The sequence below is a fragment of the Faecalibacterium duncaniae genome, from assembly GCF_010509575.1.
Lineage (GTDB): Bacteria > Bacillota > Clostridia > Oscillospirales > Ruminococcaceae > Faecalibacterium > Faecalibacterium duncaniae.
Map to the genome: position 1 here is coordinate 1,644,079 of NZ_CP048437.1, position 24,400 is coordinate 1,668,478.

Consider the following 24,400-nt stretch of genomic DNA (forward strand, 5'->3'; position numbering starts at 1 on the left):
TTTTTATTTTCAGCCCCTTGACAGTTATATCGTGAAGCGATATAATGCATCCATGATATATCGCATAGCGATACAAAGCGAGGTGATATAATGGATCATCCGGCACTGACGGAATCCACCTACTACATCCTGCTTTCCCTCTATCATCCGCAGCATGGCTACGGCATCATGCAGGAAACCCAGCAGCTCTCCGGCGGAAGGGTACGGCTGGCTGCCGGAACCCTGTACGGTGCCCTGAATGCCCTGTGCGAAAAGGGGTGGATCTCTCCCCTGCCCATGGAAAGCGGAAGCCGCAAAAAAGAATACCAATTGACCTCCGCCGGGCTGAAGGTGCTCAAACAGGAGCTGGTCCGGCTGGAGGAGCTTGCTGCCAATGGCCGCGCCATTTTACAGGAGGAACAGGTATGAGTGAAACAAAAACGCTGCATCGGAATTTCTGGGTCTGGGAATTTGAAAAAGAAGAACGCTGGCTCAACGAAATGGCGCAGGAGGGCTGGGCCCTGCAGAATGCCGGGTTCTGCACCTACACCTTTGAAAAGACGGAACCCGGCCAGTACATCATCCGGCTTGCCATGCTGGACAGTTCCCCGGATTTTGAAAGTTTCATGGAAGAGTTGGAAGCACAGAGCGTTGGGCATTGCTTCAGTTGGGGATATTTCCGCCGCAGCGCCCAGCTAGGTCCCTTTGATATGTTTTCGGATGTGGATTCCCGTATCTCCCACCTGAACAAAATTGGACAGATGGTGAGGCTGCTCTGTCTGGCAAACCTTCTCATCGGCGTTACCAACACCTTCAGCGGTGCATCGCTGGCATGGCTGAACCTGCTTTGCGCCACGTTTTTGGCCTACGGGCTGGGACGTATCAGCAGCAAACGAGAGAGTCTGGTGGAAGAACGTCAGCTCCACGAGTGATTTTTTCTCCTTGATGCGCAGGATCTTCAGAGTTTTCAAAAAGTTCATTTTTACCCGCTTGCATTCCGATGCAGGCGGGTATATTATTGTCATTAGCAAATAGTTATCATGTGTTAAGTGTTTGTATCTGTTAAGTGATAAGGAGGGATCGTATGCCGCAGAAGAGCGCACCGGAACTGTTCGCCGTGGTCCATTATCTGCATCGGCTGAGCACGGAAGGCAAACGCGGTGCCAAAATGGCACTGGAAAGCTGCCCCAAGTGTCATTTCATCATGCTGGAAGGCGTGCTGATGACCATTGAAGAGCATGGCCAGAATGGCACCATCTATGTTTCCGATCTGGCTGCCGCCGTCAAACAGCCCCTGCCCGCTGTTTCCCGCGCGCTGCGCCAGCTGGAGCAGGATGGACTCATTGAGCGGATCACAGACTCCAATGACCGCCGCAAAACGCTGGTGCGCCCCACGGAAAAGGGGCTGGATGCCAGCCGCCAGGTCGAGGCCGCAATCAGCCGTTACTTTGAGCGGGTCATCTGCCGCATCCCGGAAGAGCAGCGGGAGCAGCTGTTTTCCCTGACCGGTGTACTGCTGGAGGCTGTGGAAGCGGAAAATGCGGAGCAACAAGCAAAATTGAAGGGAGAAAACGAAAATGGGTAAAATTTTCAAGCAGCTGGCCCGCCACTGGGCCGCCTGCCTTGCCGTGGTGGCTCTGCTGTTCGTGCAAGCCTACTGCGACCTTTCCCTGCCGGATTACACGAGCAAGATCGTGGACACCGGCATCCAGCAGGGCGGCATTGAAAGCCCCCTGCCGGAGACTGTGCGCCAAAGCACACTGGATGCCCTCTCGCTTTTGATGAGCGAAGAGGATGCGGATGCACTGCAGAATGCCTACGGATATTATCTTCAGGACGACGGTGTTCTGAAGCTCCGCAGTGACCTGACCGATGCCGAGCGCACCGCTCTGGAGGAGGCCGTTACCACACCGGATATCGTGCTGTATATGGCGGCGGCGCAGAATGCCAGCGCCCCTGCCAGGCAGAACGCTGCCGCCATGGCTCCGCTGTCCGGCTATCAGAGCGAGGACGAGACTGCCGGGGATGAAGCAGAGACCATGACCGCTGCTCCCACGGCGGAAGATCTGGATGCCGTTTGTGCCCAGTTCACAGCCCTGGCCCAGATGCCCGGTTTTTCCCGGGAAATGATCCAGCAGCAACTGGCCAGCGCCATGGAACAGGTGGACGAGACCACCCTTTCCAGCATGGCAAGTCAGGCCACCCTGCTGGTCAGCCTGGAATATGAGGCACAGGGCGTTTCCCATGATGTACAGATGGCCTACCTCTTCCGTGTGGGCGGCCAGATGCTGGCCCTGACCCTGCTGATGGTGGTCGTTGCTATTCTGGTGGGCCTGATCGCCTCCCGCGTTTCGGCTTCCATCGGCCGGGAGCTGCGCAGAGAGACCTTCTCCTCGGTCATCCACTTTTCCAACGCGGAGATCGAGAATTTCTCCACCGCTTCCCTGATCACCCGCACCACCAACGATATCCAGCAGGTGCAGTTCACCTGTGTCATCCTGCTTCGCATGGTGGCCTACGCTCCCATTCTGGGCATCGGCGGCGTGATGCACGTCACCCAGGGCAACACCGGCCTTGCCTGGATCATCGTACTGGACGTGGCCGCTCTGCTTCTGCTCATCACGGTTCTGATGAGCATCGCCATGCCCAAGTTCAAGATCATGCAGACGCTGGTGGACAAGCTGAACCTCGTCAGCCGCGAGATCCTGACCGGTGTGATGCCGGTGCGTGCGTTCAGCCGCGAATCCTTTGAGGAAAAGCGCTTTGATGCCGCCAGCCGGGAGCTGATGGGCACCCAGCTGTTCACCAACCGCGCCATGGTGGCCATGATGCCCTTTATGACCCTGATCATGAACGGCACCAGCCTGCTCATCGTCTGGTTCGGCGGCAAGGCCATGGATGCCGGAAACATGCAGGTGGGCGAGATGATCGCATTCATCACCTACACCATGCAGATCGTCATGTCTTTCCTGATGCTGGCCATGGTGGCCGTGATGCTTCCCCGTGCCGGTGTGGCTGCTGACCGTATCGACGAGGTCTGCCGCACCAAGGCTTCCATCCATGATCCCGATGCTGCCACCGCAAAGCCCTCCCTCGAAAAGAAGGAATGGGATGGCGTGGTCCGGTTTGAGGATGTCAGCTTCCGCTTCCCCGGTGCCGACAGCGACGCACTGGAGCACATCAGCTTTACCGCAAATCCCGGCGAGACCACAGCCATCATCGGCTCCACCGGCTGCGGCAAATCCAGCCTGCTCAACCTCATCCCCCGCTTTTATGATATCACCGGCGGCCGCGTGACCATCGATGGCATCGATGTGCGGGAGATGCCGCAGGAGCAGCTCCACAGCCTTTTGGGCTATGTTCCCCAGAAGGGCGTTCTGTTCAGCGGCACCATCGAGAGCAACCTGAAATTCGGCGGTGCGCAGATCACCGATGCGGGCATGAAGAAGGCGGCTTCCATCGCACAGGCCACCGAGTTCATCGACGCAAAGCCCGAGGGCTATGCAAGCCCCATTGCACAGGGCGGCTCCAACGTGTCCGGCGGCCAGAAGCAGCGTCTCTCCATTGCCCGTGCCATTGCCAAGGACCCGAAGATCTATCTGTTCGACGACAGCTTTTCTGCCCTTGACTACAAGACAGATGTCACCCTGCGCCGTGCGCTGAAGGAAGAAACTGACAATGCCACTGTGATCATCGTGGCACAGCGCATTTCCACTGTCCTCCACGCCAATCAGATCCTGGTGCTGGATGACGGCAGGCTGGTGGGCAAGGGCACTCATGCGCAGCTCATGGCCACCTGCCCTGAATATCAGGAGATCGCCAGGAGCCAGCTGAGCCAGAAGGAGCTCAACCTGCAAGACCTGAACACCGGAAAGGAGGATGAGTGATATGCCGAGACCCGGAAAACAGACCACCGAGCGCGCCAAGGATTTCAAGGGCACTCTGCGGCAGCTCCTCAGCGCATTGCGCCAGTATAAGCTTTCCCTCATCGTTGTGATGGTCTTTGCCATCCTTTCCACCATCTTCAATATCGCAGGCCCCAAAATTCTGGCCAAGGCCACCACGGCCCTTGCCACCGGCTGGATCGCCAAGCTGCGGGGGATCGGCAGCATCGACTTTGCCTACATCGGCAAGATCCTGCTCACCCTGCTGGCCATGTACCTCTGCTCCGCGGCATTCAGCTTCATTCAGGGCTGGCTGATGACCGGCCTTTCCCAGAAGGTCTGCTATGATTTCCGCCGCCAGATCAGCGAGAAGATCAACCGCCTGCCGCTGGCCTACTTTGAAAAGCGGACGGTCGGCGAAGTGCTCTCCCGCATCACCAACGATGTGGACACCCTGGGCCAGAGCCTGAACCAGAGCGTGACCCAGCTCATCACCAGCATTACCACCATGATCGGCGTGCTGATCATGATGCTGTCCATCAGCCCCAAAATGACCCTGATCGCACTGCTCATCCTGCCCGTCTCTCTGGTACTGGTGATGCTGGTGGTCAGGTTCAGCCAGAAATACTTCAAGGCCCAGCAGGCTACTCTGGGCGTTGTGAACGGTCAGGTGGAGGAAGTCTACTCCGGCCACAACGTCATCAAGGCCTTCAACCGGGAGGCCGCCGTGCTGGAGGACTTCAACGCCGCCAACGACAAGCTGTTTGAATCTGCCTGGAAGAGCCAGTTCCTCTCCGGCCTGATGCAGCCCATTATGAACTTTGTGGGCAACCTGGGCTATGTGGCTGTTGCCATCGTCGGCAGCATCTTTGCCGCCAACGGCATCATCACCATCGGCGATATCCAGGCTTTTATCCAGTATGTCCGCAATTTCACCCAGCCCATCCAGCAGCTGGCACAGGTGTCCAACATGCTGCAGAGCATGGCCGCCGCTGCCGAGCGCGTGTTCGAGTTCCTGAACGAGCCCGAAGAGGATCAGCTGGCCGACCCTGCCCGCCGGGCAGACCCTGCCTGCATCGATGGTCAGGTCACCTTTGACCATGTCCGGTTCGGTTATGTGCCCGAAAAGACCATCATCCACGATTTCAGCTGCAATGTGCAGCCCGGCCAGAAGGTCGCCATCGTTGGCCCCACCGGTGCCGGCAAGACCACCATGGTCAAGCTGCTCATGCGGTTCTACGATGTAGATTCCGGCTCCATCACCCTGAACGGCCACGACATCCGCGACTTTGACCGCAGTGCCCTGCGCGAGGGCTTTGGCATGGTGCTGCAGGACACCTGGCTGTTCAAGGGCACCATCATGGAGAATATCCGCTATGGCCGTTTGGATGCCACCGACGAAGAAGTCATTGCCGCCGCCAAGGCCGCCAATGCTGACCACTTCATCCGCACCCTGCCCGGCGGCTACCAGATGGAGCTGAACGAGGATGCATCTAACGTCAGTCAGGGCCAGAAGCAGCTGCTGACGATCGCCCGGGCCATTCTGGCCGACAACCGCATCCTGATCCTGGACGAGGCCACCAGCAGTGTGGACACCCGCACCGAGCAGCGCATCCAGACTGCTATGGACAACCTGATGCGGGGCCGTACCAGTTTCGTCATCGCCCACCGCCTGTCCACCATCAGGGATGCAGACCTCATCCTAGTCATGCGGGACGGCGACATTGTGGAGCAGGGCACCCACGACCAGCTCATTGAGGCCGGCGGTTTCTACGCTGACCTGTACAACAGCCAGTTTGAGGATGTTGTGGATTAAGCCACGCTCCCTTCTTTGAAAAAGGCTCAGGTTTCGATCAAAAACCTGAGCCTTTTTCTTTTGTCAATTCCTACCGGATGTGCTATACTTATTTTTGTGTCTTGAAGTAGGAAAGGAGTAACCACTCATGGAAACCACTCAAAAGCCCTACGCATTCAGCCGCAAGGTATTCTGCGAAGGGATGCGGGATGGTGTGCCCATTGCGCTGGGCTATTTTGCTGTCTCGTTCTCATTGGGCATTGCAGCCCGCAATGCGGGGCTGACCCCCATTCAGGGCTTTTTTGCAAGCCTGTTCAACAATGCTTCTGCCGGTGAGTATGCAGCCTTTTCGCTGATCGCTGCCGGTGCCACCTATCTGGAAGTTGCCATCATCACCCTGATCGCCAACGCGCGCTACCTGCTGATGAGCTGCGCTCTGGCCCAGAAATTTGCCCCAGGCACACCGTTCTTCCACCGGCTCATCATCGGCTACGATGTCACCGACGAGTTGTTTGGCATCACGATCGCACGGCCCGGCTATCTGAACCCGTTCTACACCTACGGTGCCATAGCACTGGCGGCCCCCGCCTGGGCCATGGGCACAGCGCTGGGCATCATTGCAGGCAATCTGCTGCCCGTGCGTGTGGTCAGCGCCCTGAGCGTGGCCCTGTACGGCATGTTCCTGGCCATCATCATTCCCCCTGCCCGGAAGAACAGGGTCGTTGCCGTGCTGGTGATGCTGAGCTTTGCCCTGAGCTTCGCCTGCGGCTGCCTGCCCGGCATCGCCTCCCTTTCGGACGGCACCCGCACCATCCTGCTGACGGTGCTGATCTCCTGCGGGGCAGCCATTCTGTTCCCTGTTACACCCGAAGCACCGGAAGCTGCCAGAACTGAGGAGGTGCAGGCATGACCTACAATAATTGGGTCTATATCGCCGTGATGGCCGCCGTTTCTTACGCCATCCGTGTGCTGCCACTAACCCTTATCCGCAAACCCATCAAAAACCAGTTCATCCAGTCCTTCCTCTACTATGTGCCCTATGTAACGCTGGCCGTGATGACCTTCCCGGCCATCATCAACGCCACCCAGAGCCCCATTGCCGGTGCCGCCGCGCTGGTAGTGGGCATCGCCGCCGCATGGTTCGGAGCCAGTCTGTTTCAGGTGTCCGTCTCCTGCTGTGCCGTGGTGCTTGTGCTGGAACTGTTTTTGGTGCACTGAGCTTTCTGCCGCTGTGGTTCTGGGTAGGCCATGGCGGCTTTTGGGTCTTTGAAAATTTTTTCGGAAAACTTGTAACGTTCCGGCGGTTTTGCCGTCTTATGGGCGAACCGGTTCCAAAACACACCAAAAAGGAGGGATGCGCACATGGAGCACCGCAGTTTTGAGCAGATTTATCTACAGTATTACAAGCCCGTGTACGCTTACCTGATGACATTGTGCCAAAACGAGGAACTGGCAGCAGAACTGACCCAGGAGACCTTTTACAAGGCGCTGGATGCCATTGACGGGTTCAAGGGCGGCTGTGCACTGAATGTCTGGCTGTGTCAGATTGCCAAAAACACCCTGACGATACATACCGGCGGCAGAAGCGGGAACTGCCCCCGCTGGACGACACTCTGACGGATGTGCCCAGCCCCGCCCCCTTGCCGGGGGAGGAACTGGAGCAGCTGGAAGGAGCACTGAGCCTTTACCAGAAGCTTCATGCCCTGCCCGAACCGTACCGGGAGGTGTTCTGGCTGCGGGTCTACGGCGAACTGACCTTTGCAGAGATCGCCGCACTGCACCACAAGACCGAAAGCTGGGCGCGGGTGACCTTTTACCGCGCCCGAATGAAAATGAAGGAGGCCATCTTATGAAACTACCCTGCTACCTGGTTCAGGACCTTCTGCCCCTTTATAAAGATCACGTCTGCGACGAACAGACTTCCGCCGATGTGGCAGAGCACCTGAGCGACTGTGCCGCCTGCTCTGCCCTGCTGGCTGAAATGGACGCCCCGCCCCAGGAAACTGCGGTACAGGAGGAGCAGGCCGCTGAGGCCGCTGAGGCCCTGAGCACCGTAAAAAAGAATCTGCGCGCCCGGCAGGTAAAAATCACGCTGGCCGCTGTGGGCGGACTGCTGGCCCTGATCTGTGCTTTCTTTGGCTGGCGCTACTGGATGATGCACTCTTATGTGGACCTGCCGGTCGAAGATCTTGTAGTAGAAGAGACCCATGAAGTACTTCCCTCTGATTCCTACGGGTCTATCCACACCATTCAGAAAAATGCAGTCAGGAATGCAAAGACAGGAGTTTATTACACCACAGTCGGCTATCAGGTACGTTATTACAGGGACACCCCCATTGTGTTCCTGAGCGTCACACAGACCCGGTGGGAAGCCCTGATGCGCACGTTCAGTAAAAACAACGAGCCTATCTGGTTTGAGGTTTCAAGTCCTTACACGCTGTTTGTTACGCGGGACACCTATTTGACCCTGCGGGCTGCCCGGCTCATGCCAGAGCAGGATGAACTGATTGACATTCTGGCAGATGATGCAACGCTGACCCGTTACGATGGCGGTTTCTCGTGGACTGATACTTCTAAGACCGTCAGCATTCTTTTAGAACAAGTGCGTTTTGCAAAAGTACGCGCAAGGAAAACATCATGAAAAAAATCTTAATTTCCGGATCCTCCGGCTTTGTGGGTTCCCGGGTACTGCACCAGTGGCAGGGCCGTGCAGAGCTTTTCACCTTCCCGCGCGGATCTCTGGCTGCTGCCGATGAATCCGCCATTCGCCGTTTTGTGGAAACCGTGCAGCCGGATGTCATCCTGCATCTGGCGGCATTGTCTGATACCGGCTACTGCCAGCAGCACCCGGAGGAATCCCAGCGTGCCAACGCCGAACTGCCTGTCTGGATGGCAAAGGCCGCACGGGACACCGGGGCCAAACTGATCTCATTCAGCTCGGATCAGGTGTACGCAGGTGTGACCCAGCCCGGCCCCCTGCCCGAAACGCTGCCGCTCTCCCCCGCCAATACCTATGGTCAGCACAAGCTGGAGGCCGAGGAGCGGGTCCTTGCGCTCTGCCCGGAGGCGGTGCTTCTGCGGGCTCCGTGGATGTACGATCTGCCCGGTGATGGCCTGCCCCTCCGGGGCAATCTGCCGCTGAACCTGCTGCAGGCCGCACAAAACGGTACTCCCGTTCGCTTTTCGCCACACGATCACCGGGGTGTCAGCTGGGTGCGGGAAGTGGTGGAACATCTCTTCCCCGCCTTGCAGCTGCCCGGCGGTGTATACAATTTTGGCAGCGGGAACGATGCCGACATGGTCACAACGGCCCGGCAGTTTGCCGAAGCGCTGGGCGTGCAGGTGCAGATCGAGCCTGCTGATTTCTCCCGCAACCTTGTGATGGACAGCTCAAAGCTGGCCGCACAGGGGATTCGATTCCATGATACATTGAGCAGTTTTGAAGGCTGTTTGAGGTTTTATCAAAAATAAGAACGACCCTCTCCGCCAATGCTCCGCATTGCCACCTCTCCCAAAAGGAGAGGCAATTGCAGCTTCGAGGTAAGATTCTGCAAATCAGCAGTTTTCTTCCTGTCAGATGCGTTGGCTCCCCCTTCGGGGGAGCTGGCACGCGTCAGCGTGACTGAGAGGGTCGTTTTATGTTACAGCAGAATACAGATCAATCCGGTGCAGCCATCGTTGATGACCTGTTCCAGCGTTTCCTGCAGGCGGGTGCGGGCTTCCTGCGGCATGTGGAGGAGCTTGTTCTGCAATCCCTCATTCACCAGTTCATGCAGGCTCTTGCCAAAGATGTTTGATTCCCACAGCCTCTCCGGGTCGGCTTCAAAATCACCCAGCAGGCTCTGAACCAGATCCTCGCTCTGCTTCTCGGTGCCCACAATGGGGCTGATCTCGGTATGGATGACGGCTTTCATCATATGGATGGAGGGTGCGCTGGCTTCCAGCCGGACACCGTACCGTCCGCCCTGCCGGACGATCTCCGGTTCCTCCAGCGAGAGCTCCTCAATGCTGGGCATCACGATGCCGTAGCCGGTGGCTTCCACCTGTTCCAGTGCACTGCGGATCTTCTCGTACTCCCGTTTTGCCCGGGAAAGCTCGATGATGCAGGGCATCAGGCCCGCTTCGTCGCCAATTTCCAGCCCCGTCTGCTCACTGAGGACGCGGTAGAACACCTCTGGCTTCAGCAGAACGGTCACCCGCACCACGCCGTCGGAAAGGTTCATGCCGCTCAGAGCAGACTCCTGCACCGAATCCCCAGCCAGCGCCCCGGCACTGTTCTGGGCCGGAACATCCTTCATCCGGCTGATCTTCTCTGAAAACTGGAGTGCCGCCGTGTAGATCTCGTTCTGGAGCCAGTGACCCTTTTCCAGCATCGTCACCCAGCGGGGAATGGCAAAATCCAGCTCCCGCACCGGAAATTCGTAGAGGACACGCTGCAGGATGGACAGCAGGTCATCTCTCTGCAGATCCAGACAGCTCACCGGCAGGACCGTGCGTCCGTAGGCCTGTTCCAGCTCTGCGGCCAGTGACTTTGTCTCCGGAGCATCCGGGCGGGTGCTGTTGAGCAGGATGACAAAGGGTTTGCCCAGCGCTTCCAGCTCTTCCACCACCCGCTTTTCGGCGGGCAGGTAGTTTTCCCGGGGGATCTCGCTGATGGAGCCATCGGTGGTGACCACGATGCCGATGGTGGAGTGATCCCGGATGACCTTGCGGGTACCGGTTTCAGCGGCAAGGTCAAAGGGGATCTCTTCCTCGAACCAGGGGCTTTTGACCATGCGGGGCTTCTCGTCCTCCTCGTGGCCCATAGCTCCCTCCACCATATATCCCACACAGTCGATGAGCCGGATGCGGCATTCCCCGCCGCCCTCCAGTTGGAGCGGCACTGCCTGCTCCGGGATGAACTTCGGCTCTGTGGTCATGATCGTTCGCCCTGCCGCCGACTGCGGCAGCTCATCCCGGGCCCGGAGCTTTGCGTCCGCCGGGCCGATGGCAGGCAGCACCAGCTGCTCCATAAACTGCTTGATGAGGGTGCTCTTGCCGGTACGCACCGGTCCCACCACGCCAATCAGGATCTCCCCGCCGGTGCGTGCCCCGATCTCCCGGCAGACAGTGGCTTCCAAACACTCCTGTTTTTCCAAATTGCTCTCTCCTCTCTCCCGTCCGCACCGGGCGGCAAGGCCGCACCTTCTGCGTCTGCTTCTCGGAAACAGTCTATTCGGACAGGCGGCGAGATATGAGCGGCACCTAGCGAAAAAGCGTCGGTTGACGGAAAAATCCCTCTGCGCTACAATAGAGAAAAATTGAGCAGAAAGGTGGAACGCAGATGGAATGGAAGGTTTATTTTGAGGACAATCCGGGCTGTTACCGCCCGCATCGGGGCCGCCCCGGGCAGGAAGTGTCCTGCGGGGCACACTCGGTGTGGGGCGGGCAGCATTTCATCATCCCGGCGATTTACCTTTGTGGAAAAGGGCTGGTTGTAGACATCTGCCGCCGGGTGGAGCGTGAAGCGATCGAAGCGCATTACCAGAAGTTGGCCGCTTATGAAGGGATGGATATTGACGAATGCCCGCCGGAAGTTGTCGAATTGGCCGAAGCCGAGGACCCGTTTGGTTCTTTTGACTATCTGCCAAGTGTAGCCATCAACGGCAAAACCGTGGAGTACAGCCGCGGTGCCGGGGAGTATTATAACCCCCTCCGCTCCGAAGAGGAGATCGTTTGCAGCGGTGAACAGGCCGCGCGGGACATCGTGAAGCACTACGGGCTTGACCCGGAACAGGGCTGGGATCTCCGGCAGTGGAGCTTTCCCTGGGCGACAAAGCGCAGGCCGGCCCACATCACCAGCCTGACACTGACCCTCACCCAGCGGGAACAGCCTGCCGAAGCGGTGCAGTTCACGGCAGCGCCCGGAAAGGTTGTGGAGTTTGCCCACCCCGTCACCGGTGTGCCCTGCGTGCTGACGGTCAAAGACCTGAAACCGGCCCGGCTGCCGGAGAATGACCTCCCCCACATGGGGCCGCCCATGGAATGGCCCCGGGAATTTGTGGAAATGACTTACACCCTGACCCCCGCCGTGACCACCGGCTGGGTGCAGGTGAACGACTGCGCCTCTAGTGATAAGCCCATCCGGAAAAGCGACGCACCCACGGAAGATGGAGCCATTGGCATCATCGGCGGGGCAGACGGCCCAACGGCGATCTTTGTGAGCGGAAAGCAGCAGGGTGATACCCGCACCGCCTGTTCCTCGCTCCACTTTGCGCCGGTGGAACCGAAAAATATCCGGTGGAAGGTGACCTACTACCAGAAGCAGCTCCCGGATGAAACTATAGCGCTCTTATAACGAAAAGACAGGCGGCACCAACCGAAGTTGGATGCCGCCTGTTTTACTGTTCAGATCAACTTGATGGCCACCGCCTCGCTGGTGCGGTCCTGGGCTTCGTTGGTATGCTCGGGGTCATCCAGCATATAGCGGAGCAGAAGCACCTCGCCCACATAAAGCACCGCCACCTTGATGGGGATGCTGCCGGAATCCAGTGGGCTCTCCTGCGCGCCGCACCGCAGCACCACATCTGCCATGGCTGCACCGGGCGAATCCTCATAATGGGTGAGCAGAATGATCTTTGCGCCGGATGCCTTGGCCGTGCGCAGCGTTTCCAGCATATCGCGGGTCGCGCCGGAATAGGAGATAAAGAGCACCACATCCTCCGGGCCCATCAGGCTGGCAGCCAGGATCTGAAGATGACTGTCCCCTGCGGTGCGGAACTTGTTGGACAGGCTGGAAAAGCGGGCGCAGATATCGTTGGCCAGCAGCATACTGCCGCCCTGACCCAGGCAGAACACCTGCCGTGCCGCACGCATCAGATCCACAGCCTGCTCCACGGCTTCGGGCGAAAGAGAATTCTGGGTGCCGTTGATGGCAGTGAGAAACAGGCCGCTGGCGTGCTCACACAGGCTGGCGGTGGTAGCGCCCGGCTCCGGCTCATGCTGGTTGACCAGCGCACCGGTGGCGTTGGCCTGCGCCAGCGAAATGCGCATCTCATGGTAGCCCTCAAAACCCAATGCCCGGCAGAAGCGGAACACCGTTGCCTCTGCTACCTTGCATTCCCGCGCAAGGGAGGAAATGGAAAGGTACTGTGCCTCGTCGGCATGGTGGACAAGGTAATCTGCCACAGCACGGCCGGATTTTGTCAGTTCGTCCTGCCTTTGCTGCAGCAGCTCCCAGAAGTTTGTGGTCGTAGACATGATGGTCTCCTTTTTCCTGCTCCGTTTCCCGCCGGAAGGGCCGGCCGCACACGCCAACACCATTGTCGGGAAGTTTTCCTTTAAGAAAAGTATAAAAGAATCCCTGCCGCTTGGCAAGAGGGGCTTTGACTACAAATTCGCGATCGTTTCTGTGCAGAGCGCCCAAATTCGCCGTATTAGTATGACTTATTTGTGAAAATCCTTTTCAATTTACCGGATTTTTCCCTCTTTTTTGAGTGAAAACTATTTTCACCAGCGAAAAGTGTAATTTTTCTACAATGGTTACAAAATAGCTACAACTTTCAAAATTTCCGTGAATCCTGCCCAAAAGGTCAGTTTTTTCGCTAAAATTGTGCGACATCCACAAGAAAATTCTTTCATTATTGGGCAGACAGCCGATAGACAAAATGAAAATATTTTTCTATAATAAGGCCAATAGAAGCGGTTCCCACACGAGGGCCGCAGAGCAGAATCGCACTACATCAATGAGTAAGGAGAAGTTTCTTATGAAAAACAGTATTTCTCGCCGCTCTTTCCTGAAGGCCGTGGGTGCCCTGAGTGCAGCCGGTGCACTGGCCGCATGCGGCGGCAGCTCCTCCAGCAGCACTGCTGCTTCCTCCACTGCAGCTTCTGCAGCGGCAAGCACCGCAGCTGGCGCAAACATCAAGCTGTGGACATACCCCATCGGCGGCTGGGGCAAGGACGAGACTGTGCAGGAGCTGATCTCCAGCTTCAACGCAAAATATCCCGACATCAAGGTCACTGTTGAGTACCTGGATTACACCAATGGTGATGACCAGGTCAACACCGCCATCGAGGGCGGCAGCGCACCCGACCTGATCATGGAAGGTCCCGAGCGTCTGGTTGCCAACTGGGGCAAGAAGGGCGTTATGGCTCCCCTGAACGACCTGTGGACCGACGATGCCAAGAAGGACATCTACGCTTCCGTTGAGTCCGCCTGCAGGAACGAAGCCGGCGACTACTATGAGTATCCCCTGTGCATGACCGCACACTGCATGGCCGTGAATATGACCAAGGTCAAGGAAGTGGGCGCAGACCAGTACATTGATACTGATAAGCACACCTGGAGCACCGACGGCTTCCTCAAGACCGTTGACGCACTGTACAATGGCGGTTATGAGAATGTTGCAGCCATTTACTGCAGCGGCCAGGGCGGCGACCAGGGCACCCGCGCGATCATCAACAACATGTACGGCGGCACCTTCACCGATGCTGAGCACACAAAGTACACTGCCGACTCCCCCGAGAACATCAAGGCCATCCAGACTCTGTACGATGCCAAGGGCGTGAACTTTGATGCTTCCATCAACGGCGGCGAGGAGATCACCCTGTTCCGCAACGGTACCCTGCAGATGGCATTCTGCTGGAACATTGCACAGCAGCTGAACTCCGACAACAACGATGCCGGCCTGACCAACAGCGGCGACGAGATCTTCCCCATGGCCTTCCCCACCGAGAGCGGCGATCCCAAGCTGTGCGGCGGCATCTGGGGCTTTGGCATCTTCGACAACGGCGATGAGGCCAAGATCGAGGCAGCCAAGACCTTTATCGACTTCATCGCTGCTGACCCCGATCAGGTTGGCGCAAGCGTTCTGGCTTCCACCTACTTCCCCGTTCGCGAGAGCGTTGGCGACATCTACGCCGGCAACGACATTATGAGCGAGTACACCAAGTTCATGGGCTTCCTGGGCGATTACTACCAGATCACCCCGGGCTGGGCAACTGCTCGTACCGAGTGGTGGAACATGCTGCAGCGCGTTGGCACCGGCGAGCCCGTTGAGCAGGCCGTTGCTACCTTTGTTGAGAACGCAAATGCTGCCGCTACTGCCGAGGCATAAGCGCACCACCTGAGTTTTTCATCGTAACGTTATAAACCTTGCCCCTTCCTCGATAATCCCGGCGAGGGAGGGGCATTCTTTTTGCAAGTTCCGTCGGGAGCCGGTCATTTTACCGGAGCTAAACGAAAGGTTTGGTGATTTTCTTGGCTGCTACCACCGTAAAAGTCAAAGAGCCAAAGCGCAGCCGCGCACTGGTCCGGCAGGAGACCATCGCATCTTATCTCTTCCTTCTGCCCAGCCTGATCTTCTTTCTGGGGTTCGTCATCTACCCCATGATCCTCTGCGTGGTCACGAGCTTCTTTGATTCCACCATGAACCGCGCCGATGTCTTTGTCGGCCTTGCAAACTACAAAGAGCTGTTCGCCGATAAGATCTTCCTGGGTGCTCTGAAGAACACCTTCATCATCGTCATCGTGTCGGTGCCTGTGACCTGCGCCTTCTCGCTGTGGGTCAGCTCCGCCATCGTGGATCTGCCCGAGTGGGCCACCAGCCTTTTCCGCTGCGTGTTCTACCTGCCTGTTGTCACCGGTTCCGTTGCCGTTACCGTTGTCTGGAAGTGGATGTACAACAATTACTACGGCATCTTCAACTATCTGGGCAAGACGCTGGGTCTGATCGACAAGAACATCAACTGGCTGGGCGATGAGCGGTTCGCTCTGGGCTGCATTATCCTCATCCTGCTGACCACCTCTGTGGGCCAGCCCATCGTTCTGTATGTTTCTGCCCTGGGCAACGTGGATCAATCCATCGTGGAGGCTGCCGAAGTGGACGGCGCGACCGATTTCCAGTGCTTCTGGAAGATCAAGTGGCCTGCCATCATGCCCACCACCCTGTACATCCTGGTCATCACCACCATCAACTCCTTCCAGTGCTTTGCGCTGATCCAGCTGCTGACTTCCGGCGGCCCCAACCACAGCACCGATACCATCATGTACTACATCTACTACACCGCATTCAAGCTGTACCGCTACGGCTACGGCAACGCCATGGGTGTTGTGCTTGCCATCATCATTGCCATCCTGTCTGCGATCCAGTTCAAGGCTGGCAACCAGAATAATTGAGGAGGTGCGTAACAATGAGTGCAACTGCTGCAACCGCAAAAAAGCAAAAGCCCTTGAAGCGTCACCCCAGCAAGCTCAAGCAGGCCAGCGCCTATACCATCCTGACCCTGATCCTGATCAGCATCGTGGCCGTGACCTTTGCCTTCCCGCTGTACTGGATCATCACCGGTTCCTTCAAAACCGGTGCAGCCATCAACTCCACCACCCCCGAGTGGTGGCCCCATGAGTGGGTGCTGACCAACTACCAGAAGCTGTTTGCCGGAAAGAGCGCTCCGCTGTGGCAGCTGGCCATCCCCTTCAGTGCACGCTTCAGTGCCGACGGCGATCCCATCTACTTCTCGGTCGGACCCACCGCTCCTGCTGCCCTGCGCTGGATGATCAACACCGTGTTCATGGCTGTTGTCTCCATGATCCTGACCTGCATCACCGCCGCCATGGCCGGTTATGCACTGGCCAAGAAGCGCTTTGTGGGCCGTCAGCTCCTGTTCACCCTGATCGTGTGCGCAATGGCTCTGCCCAAGCAGGTCATTCTGATTCCCCTGCTGCGTGAGATGAGTGCCCTGAACCTCTACAACACCATCTGGGCCGTCATCTTCCCCATTGTCGGCTGGCCATTCGGTGTGTTCCTGATGAAACAGTTCAGCGAGGGCATCCCCACAGAAATGCTGGAGGCCGCCCGCATTGACGGCGCAAGTGAAGCCAAGACCTTTATCAGCATCGTGCTGCCCATGGTCAAGCCGGGCATCGGTGCTCTGGCCATCTTCACCTTTATCAACAGCTGGAACGATTACTTCATGCAGTTGATCATGCTGTCCAGCACCAGCAACCTGACCATTTCTCTGGGCATTGCAAAGCTGCAGGCGGAAAACAGCACTGACTTCGGTCTGATCATGGCAGGTGCTGCACTGGCTGCTGTGCCTATCATCATCATCTTCCTCATCTTCCAGAAGTACTTCACCAAAGGCATCGCAATGGGTGCTGTTAAGGGCTAAAATCCCGACCGCCGCCTGCGGCGGGAACAGGGAGGGATTTTTGGCGCAGCGGTCAGCAGGATGCGAGGCCCGCCCAAGGGCCGAAGCAGACGCTGGGCACCGCAAGAGGGCGCTGATCCCGTTGACCGAACGAAAAGCGTTGGAGCTTGATGTTCAGGAAGCAATTTTTGGCGCAGCGGTCTGCAAGACGCAAGGCCCGCACCAAGGGCGAAGCGGATGCAGGGCACCGCAAGAGGGCGCTGATGCAGTGAACAGAACAAATAAGCATATAGGAGCTTAAGGAGACAAACCATGAAAGATATCACTAAGTACCAGGGCGTTATCCCCGCTTTCTACGCCTGCTACGACGCAGAGGGCAATATTTCCACTGAGGGTGTCAAGGCCCTCACCCGCCACCTGATCGCCAAGGGCGTTAAGGGCGTGTATGTCGGCGGTTCCTCCGGTGAGTGCATCTACCAGCATGTGGACGAGCGCAAGGCCGTGCTGGAGGCAGTGATGAGCGAAGCCAAAGGCAAGCTGACCGTCATTGCACATGTTGGCTGCAACAACACCGCCGACAGTGTGGAGCTGGCCCGCCATGCCGAGAGCGTGGGTGTGGATGCCATCGCCTCCATCCCCCCCATCTACTTCCACCTGCCCGAGTATGCCATTGCAAAATACTGGAATGACATGTCCGCTGCTGCTCCCAATACCGAATTCGTCATCTACAACATTCCCCAGCTGGCTGGCACCGGCCTGACCATGAGCCTGCTGAAGGAGATGCTCAAGAACCCCAACGTGGTGGCTGTCAAGAACAGCTCCATGCCCACCCAGGACATCCAGATGTTCAAGGATGCCGGTATCGCTGCCCGCGGCGAAGGCAACTTTGTGGTCTTTAACGGCCCCGATGAGCAGTTTGTCTCCGGTCGCGTCATCGGCGCAGACGGCGGCATCGGCGGCACCTACGCCGTGATGCCTGAGCTGTATCTGGCCATGAACGAGCATATCAACAAGGGCGAGGTCAAGGAAGCACAGGCCCTCCAGTATGAGGCCGACCGCATCATCTACAAGATGTGTGAGGCCCACGGCAACCTGTACGCCGTGCAGAAAGAGATCCTGCGCCGGATGTACGGTCTGGAGCTGGGCGGCGTGCGTGAGCCCATGCCCAGCCTGATCCCCGAGGATGAGGCCATCGTGGCCGAAGCACAGGCCATGATCGAAGCCGCCATCGCAAAACTGTAAGCTGAACAAGCGCCCCCTCTCCGTCTCTTTTCAGAGGGGAGGCGGGCGCTTCTTTTTTGGAGGGAAAGCGTATGATCTGCGATACCCTGGATCAACTGCATCTGTACAAGGGGTTCCACAAAAACCTCGACACGGCCATTGAGTTTCTGGCCGCACACCAGCTGGATACCCTGCCGCTGGGACGTACCGAAGTGGACGGCGATGAGGTGTTCATCAATGTGATGGATGCCGATCTCAAACCCCACACCGGTTCCCACGCCGAATATCACCGGCTCTACGCCGATCTGCAGATCGACCTGACCGGCGGCGAGGGTTGGGGCTACGAGACCGCCCCCGGCACCGAGGTGGAGCCCTACCAGCCGGATATCGGCAAAAAGGACAGCGAGGATGCCGTTTTCGGCGCTCTGGGCGAGGGGCGGTTCGTCCTCTTCTTCCCCGGTGAACTGCACCGCCCCGGCGTGGAAATGCCCGGCTGCGATCGTGTCCGCAAAGCTGTTGTCAAGATTAAGATGGAGGATAAGTATCATGGATAAGGAAAAACTGTTTGCTCAGATCAAGGGCGGGCTGATCGTCTCCTGCCAGGCATTGGAGCACGAGCCCCTGTACACCAAGGAGGGCGGCGTGATGCCCCTGATGGCCAAGGCTGCCGCCATGAGCGGCGCGGTGGGCATCCGTGCCAACACCGTGCGGGACATCACCCAGATCAAGGAGGTCGTGGACCTGCCCGTGATCGGCATCATCAAAAAGGACTACCCCGGCACCCCCATGTACATCACTGTGACCATGAAGGAAGTGGACGAGCTGGTGGCCTGCGGCGTGGATATTCTGGCGGTGCAGGGCACGGGAGCTCTCCGCCCGGACGGTTCCACCTCCGCTGAATTCATCCGCGCCATCAAGGCAAAGTACCCGGATCAGCTGGTGATGGCCGACTGCGACAACTTTGAGAACGCCATGGCCTGTGCCGAGGCCGGTGCCGACTTTGTGGGCACCACCATGCGCGGCTACACCCCTGAGACCCAGGGCATTGACGACATCGATTTTGATTTCGTCCACAAGCTGGCCACCGAGTGCCCCGCCAAAGTCATTGCCGAGGGCCACATCCACTACCCCGAACAGGCCGTCAAGGCACTGGAAGCCGGTGCTTTTGCACTGGTGGTGGGCGGTGCCATCACCCGCCCTGCCGAGATCACGGCCCGCTTCACCGGTGCCATCAACGCCATGAACAAGTAAAACGGAGACACCGAGATGAAACAGTATCTTGCGATCGATATCGGCGGCACTGCCGTCAAGCTGGGCATCGTGGATGAGACCGGCGCGGTAGGCCCCAAGGCCGAAGAAAGTGTCAACTTTGACGGCTACCAGACCCCGGTGCTGGCCACCGTGCTCAAAGCCGCCAGAGCCTTTGTGGAGACCCAGAACATCGACGTGAACACGCTGGAAGGCGTAGGCGTTTCGGCCACCGGCCAGATCGACAGCCGCAAAGGCATCGTGGCCGGTACCTGCGGCAACTTTCCCAACTACATCAACAGCCCCATCCAGGCCGAACTGGAACGGCTCTTCGGCCTACCCGTCACCGTTGCCAACGATGCCAACTGCATGACGCTGGGCGAGGTCTGGGTCGGCGGCGCAAAGGGTTATACCGATGTCATCGGTGTGACCCTGGGCACCGGCGTGGGCGGCGGCATCCTGACCGGCGGCCGCCTTTTGGAGGGTGCCCGCGGACTGGGCGGTGAGCTGGGCCACTACCGCACCCATGCACTGGACGGTATCCCCTGCACCTGCGGTGCCACCGGCTGCTGGGAGCGCTACGCCGCCACCACGGCTCTGGTACGGGCCGCACAGGAAAAGGACCCGGCCTGGAAAGACGGCCGCGCCATTTTTGCTGCCGCAGAGGCTGGCAACGAGACCGTTCTGGCCCTGCTGGATGCCTGGACAGATGAGATCGCACAGGGCCTTGCAGGCATGGTGCACATCTTCAACCCGCAGCTCATTCTCATCGGCGGCGGCGTGAGTGCCCAGCAGAAGCTGCTCATCGAGCCCATTGCTGCCAAAGTCAGGGCCTCCGTTATGCCCGCCTTTGCCGAAGGGCTGGAGATCCGCGCCGCCCAGCTGCACAATGATGCCGGTATGGTAGGCGCAGTCTATTACTTCCGCCAGCAGCACGGCGAAACCTGATCATCTGAACGATCAAAGGAGTGTATTGAGATGAAAACACATATTCTCTGCCTGGGCGATTCCAACACCCACGGTTATTGTGCCGACCCCAAGGATAACGCCGACGGCGGCATCCGCTTCAACGAGGACGAGCGGTGGACCTGCCGCCTGCAGACTGCTCTGGGCGACAAGTATCTGGTAACCGAAGAGGGCCTTTCCGGCCGCACCACCGTTTTTGCTGACCCCATCCACGAGTCCATGGATGCTCTGAGCGTGGCCTATCCCCTGCTCAAGAGCCATGAAGTCATCGACCTGCTCATCATCATGCTGGGCACCAACGATGTGAAAGAGCGCTTTAACGCAAACGCCGCCTGCATTGGCGCTGGCATGGAGCGCCTGATCCAGAAGTGCAAGACCGTGGACTGCTGGGGCGGCAAGGAACCCAACATTCTTGTGGTTGCTCCTCCGCGCATCAAGGAGGGCTTCCACGATGAGGTCATGGGCGACGGCTGTGTGGAGAAGTCCAAGGGCGTTGCCGGCTGGTACAAGATCATTGCAGAGCGCAACAACGTCCATTTTCTGGACGCTGAAGGCTGCGAGTTCAACCAGATCGACTTCATGCACCTGACCCGTAAGGGCCACGCACAACTGGCTGAGAAGCTGGCCGAGCTGGTGCCGACGCTGCTCTGAGTCAAAAAGAACAACCCTCTCCGTCATTGCCTCGCAATGCCGCCTCACCCTTTCGGGGGAAGCAGGCAAAGCAAAAGGCTTTGACGGAGAGGGTTGTTTTCTTTTGTCAGATGTAATCCGAAATATACGGAATCTTATGGAAGAGCACGTCATCCAGCCGTTCCACAGCCTCTTCCCTGCCCTCGATGCGCTCCAGCTCATACAGACGCTCTGCGGTCTTGTAGCCCAGCAGCAGGGTGGTAAAGGTGCCGATGCCCATTTTCAGGTGATACTCGGCGGGTTCACGGGTCATGGTGCAGTGCCCATCCGCAAAGCGAACGTTGAACGTCCGGTCGTTCCATGGCAGAAGCGTGTCCTCGATCTCCAGCTCGATGCACAGGGTGCCGCCGTCCGGGTCACAGGGATAATCGGCGAGGAAATCCTCCACGTCGATGATGCGTCCCATGGCATAGGGGCGGATGCTCTCCTTGATGTCACCGTCGTCCATCTCAAAGGCGATGGGTTCGCTGAAATAGGTGCTGCCGTGCACCTCATCGATCATGGAATCATGGGCATGGATATACTCCCACAGGCCTTTCTGGGCCTCGCGGTTGAGGTAGACCATCTCCTTGATGTGCATGATGTCGTTTTTGATGAGGTAGACCATGTAGCCGCAGGGCTTATCCTTGACGTTGTAGTAGACCGCAACATTGGTATCGTCCTCATCCCAGCGCCAGTATTCCTCCCAGGCCAGACTGTTGCGGAACAGACAGCCGTGGGTAATGGACGCAAAGTGGGAGTGCAGCTCATGGAACTCGGTGTTATCCCAGCTGACGCGCCGGACATAGCCGGGAGCCTTGACCTTGGTGGGGATCTGCCGGTCCTTGATGTTGAACGAGATCTTGTTGGAAACGATCTCCCAGCCCAGGTGATGGTACAGCGGAATGCTGTACGGGTAGAGCAGGGCGAAGGATTTGCCCTCTTCGTGCATCTGGGTCAGACCCTTGATCATCAGGTGCTTCATAATGCCCTGCCCGGTGTACTCCGGGTAGGTGCAGACACTGGTGACAAAGCCCACATGGTAGACCGTATCGTAGATGTTCATTTTCAGCGGATAGACGGCAAACTGGGACACCAGCGTGTCTCCATCAAAGCAGCCCAGTACATCGGCACGTTCCAGCACCGGGAATTTGGACTGCTTGATTTCATCGTCCTTCCAGCCTGTGGCAGTCAGCTCTTCTTCCGTGACCTGAAAGGTGTAGCGGAGCAGTGCATTGTACTGATCAAGATCCTTCGCTTCCAGATAACGGGTCAGATAATGGTCTGCGGCGTTCATACGAACACCCCCGTCCTTACGGGGTCAGACGGTTGGGGCCGCGGAACAGGAACTCCGCGTCCTTGATGCTCTCGCCCACCAGCAGCATGGTCAGGCGGTCGATGCCCAGACCGAAGCCGCCGTGCGGGGGGCAGCCATACTGGAAGAACTCCAGATAGAACTTGACATCCTCAGCCAGACCCTTTTCCTCAGCCTGCTTCTTCAGCACCTCATAGCGGTGCTCGCGCTGGGCACCGGTGGTGATCTCCACACCGCGCCAGATCAGGTCGTAGCCCTGAGGCACGCCGTTCTCGTCGCGCATGTGGTAGAAAGCGCGCTTCTCAGCATCGTAATCCGTGACGAAGAGGAACTCGTGGTTATAGTGCTTCTTCACCCAGTCGTAGCTCAGGCGCTCGGCCTCAGTGGTCAGGTCGCCCTTCTCGGAATCGTCCACCACATAGCCGAAGTCCTCTTCCAGACCCTTGTACAGGTCAGCCAGCTTGACCACGGGGAACGGGGTCTCGGGCACGATGACTTCCTTGCCGAACAGTTCCTGGATCTGATCGCCGTATGCGTCCTTCACAGCCTGCAGGCCAGCCTTGAGCAGCTGCTCCTCCATGGCCATGACATCCTTGTAAGAGGTGATGTAGCTGAACTCCAGATCGAAGCCGGAGAACTCCGTGGCATGCTTGTTGGTATAGCTCTTCTCGGCGCGGAACACAGGGCCGGTCTCGAAGATGCGCTCAAAGCCTGCAGCCATTGCCATCTGCTTGTAGAACTGGGGGCTCTGTGCCAGATAGGCATTGCGGTCGAAGTAATCCACCTTGAACACCTCAGAGCCGCTCTCGCTGGCAGCAGCGATCAGCTTGGGGGTGTGGATCTCGATGAAGTTCTGGTCCAGCAGGAACTTGCGCATGGCGTTGACCATGCAGCTCTGGGCCTTGAACATCAGCTGGTTCTCGTCGGTGCGCAGATCGACCCAGCGGTAATCAATGCGCTGGTCGATGCTGGAACGCTCCACCGCCTTTTTCTTCTTGGTGGCGGCAATGGCCTTGCGGGCAATGGGCAGTGCATCCGCAATGCTCTCCACCTCGATGGCCTCGGGGATCATCTCGATGCCGCCCATCTTGACGTAGTCGTTCTCGACCACCTTACCGGTGACAGTGATGACAGAATCAGGGGTCAACTGATCGATGGTGCCCACCAGATCAGGATGATCCTCTTTTTCAACCGTGATCTGCAGCTTGCCGGTGATATCCTTCAGTACGATAAAGGCCATATACTTGCTGTTGCGCAGGTTTTCAATAAAGCCCTGTACCTTGACCGTATTGCCAATTTCCTTTTGTACCTCGTTGATGTAGGTGCGATTCATGGAAATCCTCCTTTGATGTCTTATACCGTTTTATTATACGCTTTTCAGGGGATAAATCAAGTATTCTGCCCGGGCCAGTCTTACTTCTTGTGGTTTTCCCCTTCGTGCAAAGTGCCAGTGCCGCCCTCGACCACACCGTCGTGGTCGAGCACCGCCCTGATGGTGCCAAAGAAGCACTTTACGTCCATGCCAAAGCTCAGGTGCTCCACATAGTAGCCGTCCAGCCGGGCCTTGTCCACGATCTCCAGCTCATCCCGCCCATGGATCTGCGCCCAGCCGGTCAGGCCGGGGCGGACATCGTTGGCACCATACTTGTCCCGCTCGGCCAGCAGGTCATACTGGTTCCACAGCGCCGGGCGCGGGCCGATGACTGCCATATCGCCCACAAAGATGTTCCAGAGCTGGGGCAGCTCGTCCAGACTGGTCTTGCGCAGGAAGTGCCCCACCCGGGTGATATACTGATCCGGGTCCTTGAGCATGTGGGTGGGCATATCGTGGGGGGTGTCGATGCGCATGGTGCGGAACTTGAGGATATTGAAATGCTGTTTGTGGATGCCCACCCGCTTCTGCCTGAAAAAGATCGGTCCCGGGGAATCGATTTTGATGGCAAGGCAGAGGATGAGCAGCAGCGGCGAGAGCACGATCATGCCGCAGAGGGACAGAATGACCGCCAGCAGCCGCTTGATGCCGTTTCGATACATGGAAGATCCTCCCTTTTCAGAGTACCTTTTATTATAGCAAGCCCTTCGACAGTTTGCAATCCATTCCGTGCAGTTTCACGCCCGAGGGGCTCAGGCAGGTGCAGCAGAAGTATTGGCTGTTGCGCAGACCACAAAACGCCTGTTTTGTTGCATTATTTA

Annotated in this window: 25 protein-coding genes; 20 read left to right on the forward strand and 5 right to left on the reverse strand. The window is 57.9% G+C overall.

Going from position 1 to position 24,400, the window contains the following annotated elements; translation table 11 throughout:
* The first annotated feature begins 90 nt into the window (after positions 1-90).
* From GXM22_RS07975 to GXM22_RS08020, 11 genes are all read left to right on the forward strand, one after another.
* Complete coding sequence (locus GXM22_RS07975) at positions 91-408, forward strand: PadR family transcriptional regulator (RefSeq protein WP_005934395.1); 318 nt, start codon at positions 91-93, stop codon at positions 406-408.
* Entirely contained in the window at positions 405-911 is a 507-nt protein-coding gene (locus GXM22_RS07980; protein WP_097771920.1) for a DUF2812 domain-containing protein, read from the forward strand. Before GXM22_RS07975 ends, GXM22_RS07980 begins: the two co-directional genes overlap by 4 nt.
* Before the next feature lie 152 nt (positions 912-1,063).
* On the forward strand, positions 1,064-1,564 hold the full coding sequence (locus GXM22_RS07985; RefSeq protein WP_005934397.1) for a MarR family winged helix-turn-helix transcriptional regulator: 501 nt from the start codon (positions 1,064-1,066) through the stop codon (positions 1,562-1,564).
* A complete protein-coding gene (locus GXM22_RS07990) occupies positions 1,557-3,866 on the forward strand; it encodes an ABC transporter ATP-binding protein (RefSeq protein ID WP_099357178.1) in 2,310 nt (769 codons plus the stop codon). Before GXM22_RS07985 ends, GXM22_RS07990 begins: the two co-directional genes overlap by 8 nt.
* A 1-nt stretch (position 3,867) precedes the next feature.
* A complete protein-coding gene (locus tag GXM22_RS07995; protein WP_099357177.1) occupies positions 3,868-5,679 on the forward strand; it encodes an ABC transporter ATP-binding protein in 1,812 nt (603 codons plus the stop codon).
* Between the two features lie 127 nt (positions 5,680-5,806).
* Positions 5,807-6,568: an AzlC family ABC transporter permease gene (locus tag GXM22_RS08000; protein ID WP_005934407.1), complete on the forward strand. Its 762-nt coding sequence runs from the start codon at positions 5,807-5,809 to the stop codon at positions 6,566-6,568.
* Entirely contained in the window at positions 6,565-6,876 is a 312-nt protein-coding gene (locus GXM22_RS08005) for an AzlD domain-containing protein (protein WP_005934408.1), read from the forward strand. Before GXM22_RS08000 ends, GXM22_RS08005 begins: the two co-directional genes overlap by 4 nt.
* Positions 6,877-7,020: 144 nt before the next feature.
* Complete coding sequence (locus GXM22_RS15255; protein WP_005934409.1) at positions 7,021-7,275, forward strand: RNA polymerase sigma factor; 255 nt, start codon at positions 7,021-7,023, stop codon at positions 7,273-7,275.
* The gene (locus GXM22_RS15260) at positions 7,197-7,511 is read left to right on the forward strand and encodes an RNA polymerase sigma factor (RefSeq protein WP_242651664.1); all 315 of its coding nucleotides are present in this window, start codon (positions 7,197-7,199) and stop codon (positions 7,509-7,511) included. The genes GXM22_RS15255 and GXM22_RS15260 overlap by 79 nt, the downstream gene beginning before the upstream one ends.
* Positions 7,508-8,299 (forward strand): zf-HC2 domain-containing protein, encoded by a 792-nt coding sequence (locus GXM22_RS08015; protein WP_097771915.1) that lies wholly within the window; start codon positions 7,508-7,510, stop codon positions 8,297-8,299. Before GXM22_RS15260 ends, GXM22_RS08015 begins: the two co-directional genes overlap by 4 nt.
* Entirely contained in the window at positions 8,296-9,129 is an 834-nt protein-coding gene (locus tag GXM22_RS08020; protein ID WP_005934413.1) for an SDR family oxidoreductase, read from the forward strand. The genes GXM22_RS08015 and GXM22_RS08020 overlap by 4 nt, the downstream gene beginning before the upstream one ends.
* 170 nt (positions 9,130-9,299) lie before the next feature.
* On the opposite strand, the gene spoIVA is transcribed toward GXM22_RS08020, so the two are convergent.
* Positions 9,300-10,796, reverse strand: coding sequence for a stage IV sporulation protein A (spoIVA, locus tag GXM22_RS08025; protein ID WP_005934414.1), 1,497 nt, complete (start codon positions 10,794-10,796; stop codon positions 9,300-9,302).
* Between the two features lie 185 nt (positions 10,797-10,981).
* On the opposite strand from spoIVA, the gene GXM22_RS08030 reads away from it, so the two are divergent.
* Entirely contained in the window at positions 10,982-11,995 is a 1,014-nt protein-coding gene (locus tag GXM22_RS08030) for a hypothetical protein (RefSeq protein ID WP_005934415.1), read from the forward strand.
* Positions 11,996-12,045: 50 nt separating this feature from the next.
* Here GXM22_RS08030 and GXM22_RS08035 read toward each other — a convergent pair whose 3' ends face one another.
* On the reverse strand, positions 12,046-12,897 hold the full coding sequence (locus tag GXM22_RS08035) for a MurR/RpiR family transcriptional regulator (RefSeq protein WP_005934417.1): 852 nt from the start codon (positions 12,895-12,897) through the stop codon (positions 12,046-12,048).
* Between the two features lie 506 nt (positions 12,898-13,403).
* On the opposite strand from GXM22_RS08035, the gene GXM22_RS08040 reads away from it, so the two are divergent.
* The 8 genes from GXM22_RS08040 to GXM22_RS08075 all read left to right on the forward strand — a co-directional run bounded on the left by GXM22_RS08040 (position 13,404) and on the right by GXM22_RS08075 (position 20,874).
* Positions 13,404-14,756, forward strand: coding sequence for an ABC transporter substrate-binding protein (locus GXM22_RS08040; RefSeq protein ID WP_035394469.1), 1,353 nt, complete (start codon positions 13,404-13,406; stop codon positions 14,754-14,756).
* Positions 14,757-14,890: 134 nt separating this feature from the next.
* Positions 14,891-15,817, forward strand: coding sequence for a carbohydrate ABC transporter permease (locus tag GXM22_RS08045; protein WP_035394544.1), 927 nt, complete (start codon positions 14,891-14,893; stop codon positions 15,815-15,817).
* Positions 15,818-15,831: 14 nt separating this feature from the next.
* Positions 15,832-16,809 carry a carbohydrate ABC transporter permease gene (locus GXM22_RS08050; protein WP_005934426.1) on the forward strand — a complete coding sequence of 326 codons (978 nt, stop codon included), beginning with the start codon at positions 15,832-15,834 and terminating at the stop codon, positions 16,807-16,809.
* Positions 16,810-17,100: 291 nt separating this feature from the next.
* Positions 17,101-18,030 carry a dihydrodipicolinate synthase family protein gene (locus tag GXM22_RS08055; protein WP_005934429.1) on the forward strand — a complete coding sequence of 310 codons (930 nt, stop codon included), beginning with the start codon at positions 17,101-17,103 and terminating at the stop codon, positions 18,028-18,030.
* A gap of 71 nt (positions 18,031-18,101) precedes the next feature.
* Positions 18,102-18,563, forward strand: a complete 462-nt coding sequence (locus GXM22_RS08060; protein ID WP_005934430.1) for a NanQ anomerase/TabA/YiaL family protein — start codon at positions 18,102-18,104, stop codon at positions 18,561-18,563.
* Positions 18,556-19,260: an N-acetylmannosamine-6-phosphate 2-epimerase gene (locus GXM22_RS08065; RefSeq protein WP_005934431.1), complete on the forward strand. Its 705-nt coding sequence runs from the start codon at positions 18,556-18,558 to the stop codon at positions 19,258-19,260. Before GXM22_RS08060 ends, GXM22_RS08065 begins: the two co-directional genes overlap by 8 nt.
* Positions 19,261-19,275: 15 nt before the next feature.
* Positions 19,276-20,205, forward strand: a complete 930-nt coding sequence (locus GXM22_RS08070; RefSeq protein ID WP_005934432.1) for an ROK family protein — start codon at positions 19,276-19,278, stop codon at positions 20,203-20,205.
* Positions 20,206-20,235: 30 nt separating this feature from the next.
* Positions 20,236-20,874 carry a GDSL-type esterase/lipase family protein gene (locus tag GXM22_RS08075; RefSeq protein WP_005934433.1) on the forward strand — a complete coding sequence of 213 codons (639 nt, stop codon included), beginning with the start codon at positions 20,236-20,238 and terminating at the stop codon, positions 20,872-20,874.
* A gap of 106 nt (positions 20,875-20,980) precedes the next feature.
* Here the strand turns inward: GXM22_RS08075 and GXM22_RS08080 are convergent, their stop codons facing one another.
* The 3 genes from GXM22_RS08080 to GXM22_RS08090 form a co-directional block, all read right to left on the reverse strand.
* Complete coding sequence (locus GXM22_RS08080) at positions 20,981-22,189, reverse strand: GNAT family N-acetyltransferase (protein ID WP_005934434.1); 1,209 nt, start codon at positions 22,187-22,189, stop codon at positions 20,981-20,983.
* A gap of 16 nt (positions 22,190-22,205) precedes the next feature.
* Entirely contained in the window at positions 22,206-23,540 is a 1,335-nt protein-coding gene (aspS, locus tag GXM22_RS08085; protein WP_099357176.1) for an aspartate--tRNA(Asn) ligase, read from the reverse strand.
* An 80-nt stretch (positions 23,541-23,620) separates the two neighbouring features.
* Positions 23,621-24,241 carry a sugar transferase gene (locus GXM22_RS08090; protein WP_099357175.1) on the reverse strand — a complete coding sequence of 207 codons (621 nt, stop codon included), beginning with the start codon at positions 24,239-24,241 and terminating at the stop codon, positions 23,621-23,623.
* Between the last annotated feature and the right edge of the window lie 159 nt (positions 24,242-24,400).